This window comes from Anaerophaga thermohalophila DSM 12881 (assembly GCF_000191885.1).
Taxonomy (GTDB): Bacteria; Bacteroidota; Bacteroidia; order Bacteroidales; family Marinilabiliaceae; genus Anaerophaga; species Anaerophaga thermohalophila.
In genome coordinates this window covers 1-14,943 of record NZ_AEWI01000033.1, presented here as the reverse complement: position 1 = coordinate 14,943, position 14,943 = coordinate 1, and the positions used below count along the sequence as shown (strand labels likewise).

General features: G+C 41.0%; 14 protein-coding genes. 6 read left to right on the top strand and 8 right to left on the bottom strand.

The genetic code is table 11. The annotated features are described in order from the left end of the window. The 4 genes from ATH1_RS19330 to ATH1_RS0110490 form a co-directional block, all read left to right on the top strand. Positions 1-1,503, top strand: a 1,503-nt coding sequence (locus tag ATH1_RS19330) for a bifunctional GNAT family N-acetyltransferase/carbon-nitrogen hydrolase family protein (protein ID WP_010421245.1), incomplete at its 5' end; no start/stop codon positions are given. Between the two features lie 420 nt (positions 1,504-1,923). Further along, positions 1,924-2,367 carry a GNAT family N-acetyltransferase gene (locus ATH1_RS0110500; RefSeq protein WP_010421243.1) on the top strand — a complete coding sequence of 148 codons (444 nt, stop codon included), beginning with the start codon at positions 1,924-1,926 and terminating at the stop codon, positions 2,365-2,367. A gap of 7 nt (positions 2,368-2,374) precedes the next feature. Beyond that, positions 2,375-3,445: an alanine racemase gene (locus tag ATH1_RS0110495; RefSeq protein WP_010421241.1), complete on the top strand. Its 1,071-nt coding sequence runs from the start codon at positions 2,375-2,377 to the stop codon at positions 3,443-3,445. Positions 3,446-3,709: 264 nt separating this feature from the next. Beyond that, positions 3,710-4,762: a CNNM domain-containing protein gene (locus ATH1_RS0110490; protein ID WP_010421239.1), complete on the top strand. Its 1,053-nt coding sequence runs from the start codon at positions 3,710-3,712 to the stop codon at positions 4,760-4,762. 403 nt (positions 4,763-5,165) lie between these two features. Here the strand turns inward: ATH1_RS0110490 and ATH1_RS0110485 are convergent, their stop codons facing one another. From ATH1_RS0110485 to crtD, 7 genes are all read right to left on the bottom strand, one after another. Next, a complete protein-coding gene (locus tag ATH1_RS0110485; protein WP_010421237.1) occupies positions 5,166-5,777 on the bottom strand; it encodes a fumarylacetoacetate hydrolase family protein in 612 nt (203 codons plus the stop codon). Between the two features lie 315 nt (positions 5,778-6,092). Continuing rightward, on the bottom strand, positions 6,093-6,866 hold the full coding sequence (locus ATH1_RS0110480) for a 3'-5' exonuclease (protein WP_010421235.1): 774 nt from the start codon (positions 6,864-6,866) through the stop codon (positions 6,093-6,095). A 75-nt stretch (positions 6,867-6,941) separates the two neighbouring features. Further along, positions 6,942-7,697 (bottom strand): tetratricopeptide repeat protein, encoded by a 756-nt coding sequence (locus ATH1_RS0110475; RefSeq protein WP_010421234.1) that lies wholly within the window; start codon positions 7,695-7,697, stop codon positions 6,942-6,944. Then, complete coding sequence (locus ATH1_RS0110470; RefSeq protein ID WP_010421233.1) at positions 7,676-8,773, bottom strand: glycosyltransferase family 2 protein; 1,098 nt, start codon at positions 8,771-8,773, stop codon at positions 7,676-7,678. The genes ATH1_RS0110475 and ATH1_RS0110470 overlap by 22 nt, the downstream gene beginning before the upstream one ends. Before the next feature lie 9 nt (positions 8,774-8,782). Continuing rightward, a complete protein-coding gene (locus ATH1_RS0110465; RefSeq protein ID WP_010421232.1) occupies positions 8,783-9,409 on the bottom strand; it encodes a lysophospholipid acyltransferase family protein in 627 nt (208 codons plus the stop codon). After that, entirely contained in the window at positions 9,406-10,080 is a 675-nt protein-coding gene (locus ATH1_RS0110460) for a carotenoid biosynthesis protein (RefSeq protein ID WP_010421230.1), read from the bottom strand. The genes ATH1_RS0110465 and ATH1_RS0110460 overlap by 4 nt, the downstream gene beginning before the upstream one ends. A gap of 160 nt (positions 10,081-10,240) precedes the next feature. Then, positions 10,241-11,716: a 1-hydroxycarotenoid 3,4-desaturase CrtD gene (gene crtD, locus ATH1_RS0110455; RefSeq protein ID WP_029164081.1), complete on the bottom strand. Its 1,476-nt coding sequence runs from the start codon at positions 11,714-11,716 to the stop codon at positions 10,241-10,243. 227 nt (positions 11,717-11,943) lie between these two features. Here crtD and ATH1_RS0110450 point away from each other — a divergent pair, with 227 nt between their 5' ends. Together ATH1_RS0110450 and ATH1_RS0110445 are read left to right on the top strand one after the other, a co-directional pair. Continuing rightward, the gene (locus ATH1_RS0110450) at positions 11,944-13,407 is read left to right on the top strand and encodes a phytoene desaturase family protein (RefSeq protein ID WP_010421226.1); all 1,464 of its coding nucleotides are present in this window, start codon (positions 11,944-11,946) and stop codon (positions 13,405-13,407) included. Further along, entirely contained in the window at positions 13,404-14,246 is an 843-nt protein-coding gene (locus ATH1_RS0110445) for a phytoene/squalene synthase family protein (RefSeq protein WP_010421224.1), read from the top strand. Before ATH1_RS0110450 ends, ATH1_RS0110445 begins: the two co-directional genes overlap by 4 nt. Positions 14,247-14,373: 127 nt before the next feature. Here the strand turns inward: ATH1_RS0110445 and ATH1_RS0110435 are convergent, their stop codons facing one another. Continuing rightward, positions 14,374-14,871 carry a S46 family peptidase gene (locus ATH1_RS0110435; protein WP_280959764.1) on the bottom strand — a complete coding sequence of 166 codons (498 nt, stop codon included), beginning with the start codon at positions 14,869-14,871 and terminating at the stop codon, positions 14,374-14,376. Positions 14,872-14,943 lie beyond the last annotated feature (72 nt).

Below are 14,943 nucleotides of genomic sequence, written 5' to 3'. Positions count from 1 at the left end.
CAGGGTTGGAGAGACTCTTTTTCTTGGCACCAATGTTTACGACGGTCTTATCGCAACTGGGAAGGCCCGGGATGGGACGAACAAAACATCCGTACCTTAATTGACATATTCCCCGAAGGCCAGTTGGCAGTTTTGGTCAATGACAAAATTGTGGGCTGTGCACTCTCTCTGATTGTCAACTATGAACATTTTGGAGATGAGCACACCTATAATGAGATAACCGGGAACATGACCTTCAGTACCCACAATCCGAGGGGTGACATACTTTACGGCATAGATATCTTTATCCGCCCCGCCTACAGGGGGTTGCGCCTGGGACGACGTCTCTATGATGCACGCAAAGAACTGTGCGAACATCTTAACCTGAAAGGAATTGTTTTCGGAGGAAGAATACCAAACTATTACAAAGTAGCAGATCAACTCACACCTAAAGAGTACATCCAAAAAGTCAAACTTAAAGAGCTTTACGATCCCACCCTTACTTTCCAGCTGGCTAATGATTTTCACGTCAAGAAAGTACTGAAGGGTTATCTGCCAGACGACCACGAGTCGAAAGAATATGCGGTTCTCCTTGAATGGGATAATATTTATTACACCAAACGTGGCAAACAATTATCGCAGACCAAAACCATTGTCAGACTTGGCCTGGTGCAATGGCAGATGCGTCACTACCCTACTGTTGACGATGTTTTCGAGCAGATTGAATACTTTGTTGATGCGGTATCCGCCTACAAAAGTGACTTCATCCTGTTCCCGGAATTCTTTAACGCACCTTTGATGGCCCGATACAATCAACTCACTGAGTCCGAAGCCATCCGAAACCTGGCACAATACACCGAAGAATGCCGCGACCGTTTTATTCAACTGGCCATCAGTTACAATGTGAATATCATTACGGGAAGTATGCCCCTGATCCGGGATGATAAACTCTACAACATAGGATATGTCTGTCGCCGTAACGGGACTTATGATTCGTATGAGAAGATACACGTAACACCCGATGAAGTTAAATCATGGGGCCTTTCCGGAAGCGACAAGCTCAAGGTTTATGAGACCGACTGTGGCAAAATCGGTGTACTCATCTGTTATGACGTAGAATTCCCTGAATTGTCAAGACTGTTGGCCGAGCAGGGTATGAAAATTCTTTTTGTGCCTTTTCTTACCGACACGCAAAACGACTACAGCCGTGTTCGCTATTGTGCCAGAGCACGTGCCATAGAAAACGAATGCTTTGTCGCCATGGCCGGATCGGTTGGTAATCTTCCAAAGGTTTCGAATATGAATATTCAGTATGCTCAGAGTGCGGTTTTCACTCCCTGCGACTTTGCATTTCCAACCAACGGCATCAAGACAGAAGCGACCCCTAACACCGAAATGATCCTGGTGGCCGACGTAGACCTTGATCTTCTCTCCGAACTCCATACATACGGAAGCGTCAGAAATCTGCGTGATCGCCGAACCGATGTATTCGACCTTCGCCTAAAAAGCGGGCTTATTCAATAACGCATTTAATCACGAACAAAACATGATTATTGACAGCGATATTGAAAAGTCGCAAAAAACCTGAACGGTTGGATGTTTCCTTGAAGGTGTTGAACGCGACACTGATAAAAGAACCGACAGTACTTTTGCAGATGCAGAAATGTTTAATATGTTGATGAAAGAATTTGGTTGAACAATTTTTCGCAGCAACAGTTCTAACTATGAAACGAGCATGGCAAAGTTTTCCACAACAGAACATGTATAAATTCTTGCATTCGAGCTACATTCGACCTTAAAAATAGATTTTATACGGATGAATTGAATGTTATAAGTTTTATTACATTAACTAACAATCTAATGATCTAACAATCTAATAATCTAATGACCTAATGACCTATTATGGCTCGTTTCATTCATTTATTAAATTAATTCGAACCGTTTATGTACCAAACCAATATTTATTCACCGGAAAACCTTCCTTCAGAAGCTCAAAAGCAAGAAATCACAGATTTTCTCTTTACACATCTCGACCGGTTTGGAGACCCGAAGGAAGACATTGCTAAAGCCATCGATTACTCGTTAAAGATATCAGAATCTTATGGAGGATTTGTTCTTCAGATGAAAGACGGGGATCAAACCATCGGAGCCGTTGTCATAAACAAAACGGGGATGGACGGGTATATTCCTGCTAATATCCTTGTTTACATTGCCATTCACCGCGAGTACCGCGGCAAAGGACTTGGAACGAAGCTGATGGAAAAAGCACTTTCAGAAGCATCCGGTGATGTAGCCCTTCATGTTGAACCGGACAACCCGGCAAAAAAGCTTTACGAAAAATTCGGTTTTACAAACAAGTATCTTGAAATGCGCTACAAACAACAATAACCGCATTATGGCATTCATTACACTCAACAGACAAAAACTGAGAGACAATTATAATTATCTCAACAACCTTTTCAAAGAAAACAACATCGAATGGGCCATTGTGACCAAAATGCTCTGTGGAAACAAAGCCTATCTAAAGGAAGTAATGGATTTAGGGATTAAGCAAGTATGCGATTCCAGAGTTTCCAATCTCAAAGCCATTAAAGCAGTTAATCCGGATGTTGAGGCGATTTATATCAAGCCGCCACCAAAGCGATCCATTCCAAGCATCGTGCGCTATGCCGATATAAGCATGAATACAACCTTCGAGACCGTAAAGTTATTATCGGAAGAAGCCCGCCGCCAGGGGAAAATTCATAAAATCATCATCATGGTGGAAATGGGTGAACTTCGCGAAGGCGTGATGCGAGATGAAGTTGTTGATTTCTATTCGCGTGTATTTGAAATGCCCAATATTGAAGTCATTGGCATCGGAACCAATTTGAGCTGTCTTTACGGCGTTCTTCCCAATCAGGACAAGCTCATACAGCTAAGTCTATATAAGCAATTGATAGAAAATAAATTCAACAAAAAAATTCCTTACGTCTCCGGAGGAAGCTCGGTTACCATACCCCTCATTCACCAGGGACTGCTTCCGGATTCAATTAATCACTTCAGGGTTGGAGAGACTCTTTTTCTTGGCACCAATGTTTACGACGGTTCTCAATTCGATTTTATGCACAACGATGTCATAAAAATCTATGCTGAAATCATAGAATTATTCGAAAAGCCTACTGTTCCTCAGGGAGATATGGGACAAAACCTTGAGGGAGAAACCTTTGAGTTCGACCAGGAAAAATCCGGCGAACGATCGTGCAGGGCACTCCTGGACCTTGGTTTGCTCGACATTGAGGAAAAACGGCTGATGCCTGTCAATGATTCATTTTCTCTGGCGGGAGCCAGCTCCGATATGGTGGTAGTAGATTTGGGTGATAACGAAAACGATTTGAAAGTTGGTGATTTGCTGGAATTCAGGACCGATTACATGGGAGCTCTCAGGCTGTTAAATTCCAGGTATATTGACAAGCGGGTGATTTGAGGCTAAGACTGAGGCTGAGGTTGAGGCTGAGGTTGAGGCTGAGGTTGGAAGCCCGGTTTGTTCAAAAAAGGAAGCTGAATAAGGATTTACCTGTGCCTGTTACCGGCAATTACCAGTCCCGGCTAAGCGTGCCATATCATTCATCTTTTCTCCATTCCGGCCACGAAGTCAGCAGCGCTAATCACCGTTACCGACTCATCTCTATCCGGTAGAAAGCTTTCATGTTTTGGTTATATTTGCCCAGAAGACAAAAAAGAACCATACATGACATTACTGATTTTATATTTGCTTCTTGCACTCGGGGTATCTTTCCTCTGCTCAATTTTGGAAGCAGTATTGCTCTCAACCACTGCATCCTATATTGAGATAGAAAAGATGCAGAATATACCGGGAGCCGAATTGTTTTCACGTTTAAAATCGAATATTGACCGGCCCATATCGGCCATACTGTCGGTCAATACCATTGCGCACACCGTTGGTGCAGCAGGTGTAGGCGCACAAGCAGCCATCATTTTTGGTGATGAATGGTTTGGAGTGATTTCTGCCATTCTTACCCTACTGATACTCATATTTTCAGAAATCATTCCGAAAACAATCGGGGCAACCTTCTGGAAAAACCTGGCCATTCCGGCAGGATATACAATCCGTATACTCATGATTATAGCTTATCCCCTGGTTATCTTTTCCGAATTGATCACCAAACTGATGCCGAAAAATAAAAACAACGCTTCCATTAGCCGTGAAGAAATCGAAGCAATGTCATCCATTGGTGCCAAAGAGGGAATATTATACCAGGATGAAGGCAAAATTATCCTCAACGCCATGCGACTGAATGTAATGCGGGTAAAAGAGATTATGACACCAAGAACTGTGGTGGTCGCCTGCCCCGGACAAATGACCGCGGCCGAATTCATTGAACATCCGGAATACCTTGAATACAGCAGAATACCAATATTCAAAAAAGACATAGACGACACAGAAGCATACGTTCTGAAGTCGGATGTTCTCGAAAAAGTTGCCCGTGGTGAAGGCAATCAGCCTCTTTCCCGTATTGAACGAAAAATAAAAATGGTTCCCGAAACCATGAACCTCAGGCAGTTGTTCGAAGAAATGATTTCGGAAAACGAACACACATCTCTGGTCGTCAACGAATATGGTGCCATGGAAGGAATTGTAACACTCGAAGACATTATTGAAACCCTCATCGGCCGGGAGATTGTAGATGAAACAGATACCAATGCCGACATGCAGGAGGTCGCCCGCCAAAAATGGCAGCGAAAAATGAAAAGTATTTATCCACGTTTCTGGAGAAGATAGATGATTAGATTAAAGTAGCCGACAGGCAGAAGGCAGAAGGCAGAAGTAATAAATTTTGTTGAACTGTTTTTTCAGCTTGTTGTAAAAATCGGCTTGGTAAATAAACATCTGACTATGGTTAATAAATGATTGATATAGAGTTTTTCGTGATTTTAGTTAAATAAAAGTATTTCATTCGTATATAATTTACTTAAGTTATTGGCCGAATGGAACTCGCATGATTGAGTTTTATACATGTTCTTTTGTGACAAACTTTGTCATGCTCGTTTCATTCGACCAATGACGCAGACTGATTTTATATGAACGAAGGGTTGCTTTCTTAATGGCGTGTTTTTAGCATAAGCCAAAACTCCCTCAGTAATCCAGGCTGCATGTCATCTGCTCTTTGCCCTGGTGTTTTTTGCTATTTTACCTGAAAATCGAAAAAAAGCTCATTTTCGATAAATCCCCGAAGACGATCGCCAATTTTTACGGGGCCAACACCTGACGGAGTGCCTGTGTAAATGAGGTCGCCGATTTTCAGGGTGAAATATTTTGATACTTGTGCGATAATCTGATCAATGCTGAAAATCATGTCGGAAATGTTTCCCTTTTGGCGGATTTCACCGTTAATTTCTAAATAAAAATTGAGATTATTGATATCAGGAAAATGGTCTTTGCTGACAAACTTCGAAATCACAGCCGAACTGTCAAATGCTTTGCATTTTTCCCATGGCAGGCCTTTTTTCTTTAATTCATCCTGCAGATCGCGGGCGGTAAAGTCAATGCCAAGCCCTATTTCCTTGTAGTAACGGGATGCAAATTTTTCTTCAATGTTTTTTCCCAACCGGTTGATGCGCACAACAATTTCCACTTCATGATGGAACGAATTGGCAAAATCGGGCAGGAAAAAGGGATCGTTGTTCCGCAGAAGTGCCGAATCGGGCTTTGAAAAAATCACCGGTTCTGTCGGGAGCGGATTGTTGAGCTCTTTGGCGTGTCCTATGTAGTTTCGGCCGATGCAGAGTATTTTCATCAGTATAAAATTAGTCTAAGTTATTGGTCTGATGGAACTCGCATGCAAGAACTTATACATCTTCTTTTGTGACAAACCTTGTCATGCTCGTTTCATCTTACAATTAATAAATTGTTACGGCTGTTGGAATTGTTAAAGTTGTTAATATTGTTAATATTATTAATGTGTTAGTTGTTAGAATGTTATAAGTTTTATCACATTAGCCAACAATCTAACAATCTAATAATCTAACAATCTAATGACCTAATGACCTAATGACCTAATGACCTAATATAACAATTTTTGTCATGCTCGTTTCATATTACCAACAAGTTATCAACCTTTATTAAAAGCGTTTCTCAACTTAATATTTGTCAGCACTTTTTTTGTAAACAGCGGGAAATCGCCATTCATCATCCATCCGTAATAGCCGGGGTCTTTTTCGAGTACGTCAGTAACTTTCTGTCCTTTATATTTGCCAAAGTTAAATACTTCTTCGCCTTTATCGTTGAAAATGATTCGCCCGGCAAAATCAGCATTTTTGTTGTGCGCCGAGAATTTCGACAGCCATTCTATGTCGTTTTTAAGGTCTTTGTACCTGTCGAGCTGGGCTTTCAGTACTTCATAGGTAGCACGGGTATCGGCTTCGGCACTGTGGGCGTCGTCCAGATTTTTTTCACAGTAAAACTGGTAAGCTGCTTCAAGGGTACGTTTTTCCATCTTATGGAAGATGGTCTGAACATCAATAAACTTACGTTTGGTCATATCAAAGTCCACTTCGGCACGGATAAATTCTTCGGCCAGAAGGGGAATGTCGAACTTGTTGGAGTTGTAACCGGCAATATCGCAGCCTTCCATAAACGCCGCCAACTGACGTGCCACTTCTTTGAACGTGGGGGCATCGGCTACATCTGCATCATATATGCCATGAATGTCAGAAGCCTTTTTTGGAATCGGCATTTCGGGATTAATCCTGAACGTTTTTGATTCTTCGGTGCCGTCTGTGTTGATTTTCAGAACGGATATTTCAACAATGCGGTCACTGGCAATATTTATGCCCGTGGTTTCGAGGTCAAAAAAAACGATGGGATTCTTTAAGTTGAGTTGCATGATTTGTTTGGTTCTTATTTGTAAAATGAGAAACAAAAATAGTTATTCGCAGGGGTTATACCTAAAAAAGTTTGGTTATTCATACCCATACTTTTTTACAAAGTCGGGCCAGACTTCTTCATTGAACCATTTGAAATCGGGTTCCAGGTTCTGTATTTTATGGTAAACCTCTCTTGCCTGTTTGAGATATCCGGCTGCTTCGAAAGTGTGTCCGAGAGTAACCAAAGTATTCAGGTAAAACCAGTGCTTTTGCTGATATTTCCCCCCGGCTTCCATTGTTTTAACGGCCTTTTCATAGTGGCGGAGTGCTGTTTCTTTGTCGCCTCCGAAAACGGAAGGCGTGTAATACATTTGATTGCCTTTTTCCACAAGATAATGAACATTTGAGGAATCGATTGCAGCAGCTTCTTTGAGTGCAGAAAGACTTTTTGGACCAAATATTACTGCTTTATACCGGGCAAGGGCCATTTCGAAACCATAAAAACCGCTTTTTAAAGCATGTGGAGCGGCCCCGGCTTCAGGCATTTCTTCCAGTTGTTCAAGGAATTGCCAGCCGCTTTTCAGATATTGTCTGGCTTCGCGTTCTTTATCGTTGCCAAGGCAATAGCCAATGTAACCATACCATGCCAGGGTGACTTCAAACAGTTGCTTGTAATTTCCCGGTTCCAGTTCTTCGGCCATTTTCTCCATCGTTTTTTTCCATGGTTCCATGTTGGTGGTGGTATAGCTTTTGTAAAATATACTGTCTTCTTTCTGTGCTCCCAGATTCCGGGGCAAACCAAAACAAATAAGTAGCAGGAATGCTATGATTAAATTGGTCTTCCTTTCCATACGGTTTTTTTTACGATTAACTGTTTTGAAGCTATAATAAACAAATGAAGCAGTCCGATTTGTTGCAAAGGCATCAGTGTCAGGTTTTTTATTATCGACTGACCACTTATTTGTGAAATGAAAATACGCATAGTGAGCAATAGTAAGAAATAAATCACAAGGTAAAATGGGGAAAATGCCAGCAAGACCGGAAGCCAGCCAAAAAGTGAGAAGAGAACATAAAACCATCCGAAAACAATGCTGCCTCCAAAGAAAAAACGAGCACTTCTGGCCAGTCCGTACAATGCTTCTCTGTAACTCTTATACATTCGGCATTTCAATCCTTCAGGTGCAAGAGCTGTCCTCAGTTTTAGTTTTTTCTTTTTTATGTATTGAGCGATGGAAACATCTTCTACCGGATTGTTACGCACTTTTTCATGAAAGAAATGTTGTTTATACCAATGGCTGTCAAACATCATAAACTGACCATTTGCAGCCGTCATTACTGGAATCGGAATATAATTCAGAATGGCCAGCGGCAATAAAGAAACCAGAATAATATTAATCTGGGCTATCAGCAGCCACTCACCGGTGGTGATCATTTCTTGTTGTGGAAAGAACGAGAACAAAGCCAGCTGGTCTTTTTTCATCCGTGAGAGAGCAAGATCAATGGCGTATTGGTCCACTGTAACATCGGCATCCAGAAATAGCAAATATTTACCTTTTGCATTCATCGCCAGTTGGTGGCAGGCGTGATTTTTGCCGGTCCATCCTGCAGGGAGATTTTTGCCTTTCATTAGTCTTATACGCGAGTCATTTTGCATCCAATGATTGACAACAACGGCTGTTTCATCTTCTGATTGGTCGTCATATATTATTATTTCTCCAATGGATGAGTCACAATTTGACAGACTCAGAAGAAGACGGCGCAGATTGCCAGCTTCATTTCGTGCGGGTATTAATACCGACACTACGTCATCTGTCTTTTTCATTAAGGCATAACGAGGCCTGCCGGTGATAAGGTTAAACAGGGCAACCAACCAGCGATAAGCCAGTATCAGAATAGCCGAGAATGCCAGTATTTTGATTATTGTCATATTAAAAATCTAATGATCTGATATTGCTTTTGCTTTTGCTTTTTGTTTTTCGATGCTTTCATGCATGAAATTATTGAATAAAGCTTCCGGTTTTATTTCTTCATTTTGCGGATCAACATTCTTAATATAAAAGAAAAGAGATGGTTTTCTGAATGAGAAATAGTCGGTCAGGACTACAACCATTTTTACCTCAGGTTGTGAACTTTTTATGAGAAATTCAGCCCCGTTTTTAAAGTGAACAGGATATTCCAGTTGCGATCGGATTTCTCCCTGTGGATACATGAGCAGAAGATTTTCGTTGTTTTGCAGAATTTCAGTCGCATACCTTAGTGAATGACGGTCAGAAGTTTGGCCACGCTTAATTGAAAATGCACCCGTACGGGACAAAAATTTTCGTATTGCCAGTTGTTCTTCGAGCATCATAACATAAAAAATTTTTTTCCAAAATTTATTGTTGAGCCAGAAAATGAAAAATCCGTCCCACCATGAAAAATGATTGCTAACGACGAGCAAAGGATTTGTTGTTTTTTCAGTATCACCTTCCACGTATACTTTCCGGAAATGAATCCGGATCATAATATTGGTATAGAGCCGGAAAAACCAGACAAAAAACGGATGGTGGTTTGCTTTGATCATAGTCCGGAAATTTGGTTTACAACGTTGAGTAACATAAAAAAAGCAATTTGAGCAGCCAAAAGTCTTGAGGCAACGGGGTTATTATATTTTGTATTCGACATTTTAAATACCCACAAAAAAATAAATGAGACAACGAACCAGGCCAAATAATTCTGTGTGGGAACTGTGTTTAAATTCCAGTCCCACATGTTAGCAGCCATTGCTATCGGTTCCAGGAAGATATCGTATCCTGCCATGATGGTACTCCCAAGAATTAATTTAGTAAAAGTGTCGGTTTGAATTCTGTTTACCAACTGCCAGACAATGTAGATCAGCATCAGCCAGTTTAGGCCAATAAGAATTGGCGTTTTCATTATTTTGGGACCAAGAGCATCGCCGTAATGGTAAGTCCCAAAGATCATTCCGCTGTTTACGCCTAATGCTTCAATAAAAATGCCTCCGGCAAATACGATGAACGATGCAAATATAAAGTGACGGTTCCATGGCGTATGAAACCAAAGCATCAACATTGTGGACATAATAATGGTTAGTCCTGTAAGATTCATGAACAGGGCGCGCGTGACAGGCATTGCAAATCCAATCAATCCCACCGAATAATAAACAACCCAAAAACGGTTGACCCGTTTGGCTACAAGATGTTCTTTTGATAGTTTTTTGATAGTCTCTCTCATCTATGGTTTGTTATTTTTTTATACCAGCCGACTACAGTTTTGGTTTTCTGGCGTACCGGCTTTTGTTCTTTACGCAAAGTGACAGAATTGAGTGGCCGTTATATCAGAACCCGGACTCTCTACTACTGGATAAATCCCTCTCATCTGACGACCTGTTCCATTATATTCGCTCGATTTCTTTTTCAACAATCCCGGCCGATGCAAGGCATAAGGGAATACCACCTCCCGGATGCACGCTGCCACCTGTAAAAAACAGGTTTCGGTATTTCGACGAACGGTTTTTGTGCCTCAAAAAAGCCGACCATATAGAGTTTGAATTGTTTCCGTAAAGTGCCCCTTTAAATGATCCGGTGAATGTTTGTATGGTTTCAGGGGTTGCCACTTCTTCAAATCTGATATGTATTTCCGGATTGATATTCAGCACTTTCTGAATTTTTTCGATTACATTTTGTCGTGCTGTATTTATGTGTTCCTTTCTGAATTTGTTCTCAGGCGAAGGAACGTTGATCATCACGAACCAGTTCTCGCATCCTTCCGGGGCATCGGTTTTTACAACCTTCGAACTGATGAAAATATAAACTGTAGGATCGGGGAAAAGTTCTCTTTTATGGAAAATGGCATCGAATTCACCTTTGTAATCCTTTGAAAATAAAATGTTATGAATATCCAGTTCGGGAAAAGTCCTCTCCATCCCCCAATAAAAGATGATGGCCGAAGAGGAAAGCGATGATTTTTTTACTGCCCGCGGCTTCGTTAATTCTCTTCCGGTGTGTCTGTAAAACGTGTTTACATCAATATCCGATACAACAATATCTGTTTTAATATCTCCTTTTTTTGTTTTTATGCCGGAAATTGTATTATTATTATTTATTATCAATCCGGTAGCTTCAGTTCCGAAACGAAATTCAACTCCCAAACCGATAGCTTTCTGGTATAACATTTCAACAATATTATACATTCCTTTTTCAGGGAAATAAGCCCCGGTATTGTGTTCCAAATGGGAGATAACTTTCAGAACAGAAGGTGCAAGGTAAGGTGAAGATCCATTATACGTGGCGTAACGGTCGAACAACTGAATTACATGATCGCTTTTGAACCATCTTGAGTTTTCTCCATGCATGGTGCGGAGAGGGTTTATTTTAAGAAGCGGTCTCAAAGCTGATGGGGCAATTCTTTTTGCGGTTTCGAATGCACGATTCAACGGGTTGAAAATAAAAATATCCGCGGTGGCATTGTAAAGTTTTTTTGCACTTATGAGATATTCTTTGACGTTATCTTTCGGTTCTGTTGTTTTGGCAGCCACTTCATCGGCAAATTCTGATGCTTCTGAAGGAGCATTGATAATAGTACCGTCTTCGTAAAAGTAGCGGCATGTATTTTCCAGTTTTTTATAATTGAAATAATGACCTTTATGAGGGTTATCAATGTTCAGTAAGTCATCAACCAGTTTTGGCAGGGTAAACAATGATGGACCTGTATCAAAGCGAAAACCGTCATGTTTTATTTGCCCTATTTTTCCTCCGGCTACTTTATTTTGTTCGAGTACCAAAACTTTATGTCCTTTAGCGGCGAGCCTTATTGCAGCAGCTATTCCGCTAATGCCACTACCTATTATGGTTATTTTATTCTGTTTCATTTTTTTCATTTTTATATGAACAAGATTCATTATTGATGTGTTTAGATATCGTACATACATTTTTATTATTTAGTAATATAACATTAATTTATACAAATATAACGTTTATAAGTAAGTGTAAATTTATGAACATTTATATGGATGATGGCCTTTTGAATATAATATTTATTGAATTTACTGTAAATTAGCGGAACTTAAAGAAGATATTTACTAACCGGGTAATCATTATGAGCAGAATCTTAATAACAGGAACCGGTCTTGGTGGCTTGGCTACAGCTCTGAGGCTCACCGGCAGGGGTCATCAAATAGTTATGGTGGAAAAGTTCCATCAGCCGGGAGGGCGGCTTAACAGGCTCTCTAAAGATGGTTTCACCTTCGACATGGGACCATCTTTTTTCAGCATGAGTTATGAATTCCAGGAATTGGCCCGTTCCTGTAGTTGGGAATTGCCTTTTGAATTTCAAGAACTGGATCCGCTCTATGCCGTTAATTTTTCAGATACGGGACGTACTTTCCGGATATTTAAGAATCCTCAAAAGCTGGCTGAAGAATTTGCCGGGATTGAAACTGATCTGGAGAATAAACTAAATCGTTATTTGCAAACCACCGGTGCTCTGTTTCATGATACCGAAGGCTTGATTATCCGCAGGAATTTTAATCATTGGTGGGAATATCTTCAGGCCTTGATGCAGGTACCGCCAAAGCATGGTCCCAAACTTTTCCGGTCATTCTGGAATGAAGTGAGTCGATACTTTGAATCGAGAGAAGTGAAGGAAATTCTATCTCTGGTGGCATTCTTTCTTGGAGGAACACCTTTCGATACATCGGCCGTCTTTACCATGTTGTCGTATACAGAACTTAAACACGACGGGTATTATAATGTTCGTGGCGGGATGTACCGGATTGTTGAAGAACTGGTGAATGAATTAAAAAGGAGAGGGGTTGAATTTCATTTCAACACGCAGATATCCGATTTTAATGCTTCGGATGGGCAATTAAAAGCACTTATTGATACTGAGGGGAATCAGTGGGAAGCCGATCAGTTTGTTGTGAATGCTGATGCAGCACTTTTCAGGGGAAAAGTGCTAAGGCGGAGACACTTTCGTATTGAAAAACTTGATGAAATGAGATGGACCATGGCCCCGTTGACCATTTACCTGGGTGTAAGAGGTAAAATTCCGGGGATATATCATCACAATTATTTTCTTGGAGGCAATTTCAGGGATTACGCCAAAAAGCTTTTCAGAAACCAGGTATCACTCGAAAAACCTTACTATTACGTGAATGTGCTTTCACGTCACAATCCTGAAAGTGCCCCAGAAGGATACGAGTCTTTGTTCATCCTCGTTCCCGTTCCCGACCTCCGGTTTCGTTCCGATTGGAGCGATCGTGATGAGATTACCGAAAGTATATTGCGCGATTTGTCGGTCCGCATTGGTTTCGATTTGATTAAAAACAGAGTTACACAAACTGTATTTACTCCTCAGGAGTGGAAGAAAATGTTTGATTTGCACAGGGGCAGTGGTTTAGGTCTGGGACATAACATGCTGCAAATGGGATATCTGAGGCCATCGAACCGCGATGAGAAATTCAGTAATTTATTTTATACCGGAGCGTCCACCACACCCGGCACAGGATTACCCATGGTTGTAATAAGCTCAAAATTAACTGTTGAACAAATGAATTTATGAAAAGCATCGACCTATACAACATTAACGCTTTGTCGTGTAGCAGAAATACCACGAAGCATTACAGCACCAGCTTTTCCCTCGGCATAAAATTACTTGCTCCCGAAATAAGGGAAGCGGTCTACTCAATCTACGGATTTGTAAGGTTTGCCGATGAAATTGTGGATACTTTTCACAACCATGATAAAGCGAAATTGCTTGAAAATTATAGAAAAGATACCTATTTGGCTATAAAAGAGGGCATCTCTGCCAATCCTATTTTGCATAGCTTTCAGCGGGTGGCTAATAAGTATCAAATCGATCATGAATTAATAGATGCTTTTTTTACAAGTATGTCAATGGATTTGAATCAAAAAGAATATGATCACCAGAATTTCAAAACATACATTTATGGATCGGCGGAAGTGGTTGGGTTAATGTGCCTGAAAGTTTTCTACAAAGATGACCCTGAAGGATACGAAGCGCTAAAATATCCGGCCAGAAAACTCGGCGAGGCCTTCCAGAAAGTTAATTTTTTGCGTGATGTCCAGGCCGATCTGAAGGAAAGAGGACGTACCTATTTCCCGAATGTGGACTTGCTGAATTTCACAATAACAGAGAAAGAGAAAATAGAAAAGGAGATTGAAGAGGATTTCAGAGCAGCTTACAAGGGAATAGTTAAGTTGAAAAAAGAAGCCCGGCTTGGTGTGTATGTGGCTTATGTATATTATTTAAAGTTGTTTCAGAAAATAAAAAAGATGCAGCCGGCAGCTATAATGCGCGAACGCATCAGAATAAACAACTGGGTGAAAATGGGGCTTTTATTTCAGGGACTTGTAAAGCATGAAACCGGTCGGGTGTGAGTTTTTTGAGGCTAAGGCTAAGGCTGAGGCTAAGGCTAAGGCTAAGGCTGAGGTTAAGGTTAAGGTTAAGATTTAGGTTAACAGAAAAAACAATGAGTTTACCTCAACCTTAACCTCAACCTTAATCTTACTCCATTATGGTCATTTCATCCAACAAATAACCGGCACCGGCATACTTATCGATAATAAACAAGGCATACCGGATGTCAAGCGAAATGTTTCTGCATTGTTCGGGGTTAAACATCAAATCACTCATAACCCCTTCCCAGGCGCGATCGAAGTTCACGCCGATAAGATGCCCCTCAGCATTGATCACCGGGCTGCCCGAGTTGCCCCCGGTGGTATGGTTGGTGGCTATAAAACATACCGGAACTGTTCCGTTGTCTTCATAGCGGCCAAAGTCTTTTTCTTTGTATAGTTTTTTCAGTTTTTCAGGAACACGGTAGTCATATATCTCGGGGTTATCTTTTTCCATGATACCTTCAAGTGTTGTCTGGTGAAGGTATTTTACGGCGTCCCGTGGTTCATAGCCGTTTATTTTACCGTAACCTACCCTGAGGGTGAAGTTGGCATCAGGATAGAAAGTTTTGTGCGGTTCATAGGCCATTTGTGCCTGCATATAGATTCTGTTGAGACTGTCGTTGGTAAGTAAGCCTTCGGCCTCCTACGTATTGTAAAAGTAAAAAAATTTTCCCAA

Bases quoted from the DNA above. Each gene is read 5' to 3' on its own strand.
- ATH1_RS0110480 (WP_010421235.1), bottom strand. From the start codon at position 6,866: ATGCAACTCAACTTAAAGAATCCCATCGTTTTTTTTGACCTCGAAACC.
- crtD (WP_029164081.1), bottom strand. From the start codon at position 11,716: ATGAAACAGAATAAAATAACCATAATAGGTAGTGGCATTAGCGGAATA.
- ATH1_RS0110485 (WP_010421237.1), bottom strand. From the start codon at position 5,777: ATGAAAATACTCTGCATCGGCCGAAACTACATAGGACACGCCAAAGAG.
- ATH1_RS0110475 (WP_010421234.1), bottom strand. From the start codon at position 7,697: ATGGAAAGGAAGACCAATTTAATCATAGCATTCCTGCTACTTATTTGT.
- ATH1_RS0110465 (WP_010421232.1), bottom strand. From the start codon at position 9,409: ATGATCAAAGCAAACCACCATCCGTTTTTTGTCTGGTTTTTCCGGCTC.
- ATH1_RS0110460 (WP_010421230.1), bottom strand. From the start codon at position 10,080: ATGAGAGAGACTATCAAAAAACTATCAAAAGAACATCTTGTAGCCAAA.
- ATH1_RS0110450 (WP_010421226.1), top strand. From the start codon at position 11,944: ATGAGCAGAATCTTAATAACAGGAACCGGTCTTGGTGGCTTGGCTACA.
- ATH1_RS0110495 (WP_010421241.1), top strand. From the start codon at position 2,375: ATGGCATTCATTACACTCAACAGACAAAAACTGAGAGACAATTATAAT.
- ATH1_RS0110500 (WP_010421243.1), top strand. From the start codon at position 1,924: ATGTACCAAACCAATATTTATTCACCGGAAAACCTTCCTTCAGAAGCT.
- ATH1_RS0110445 (WP_010421224.1), top strand. From the start codon at position 13,404: ATGAAAAGCATCGACCTATACAACATTAACGCTTTGTCGTGTAGCAGA.
- ATH1_RS0110470 (WP_010421233.1), bottom strand. From the start codon at position 8,773: ATGACAATAATCAAAATACTGGCATTCTCGGCTATTCTGATACTGGCT.
- ATH1_RS0110490 (WP_010421239.1), top strand. From the start codon at position 3,710: ATGACATTACTGATTTTATATTTGCTTCTTGCACTCGGGGTATCTTTC.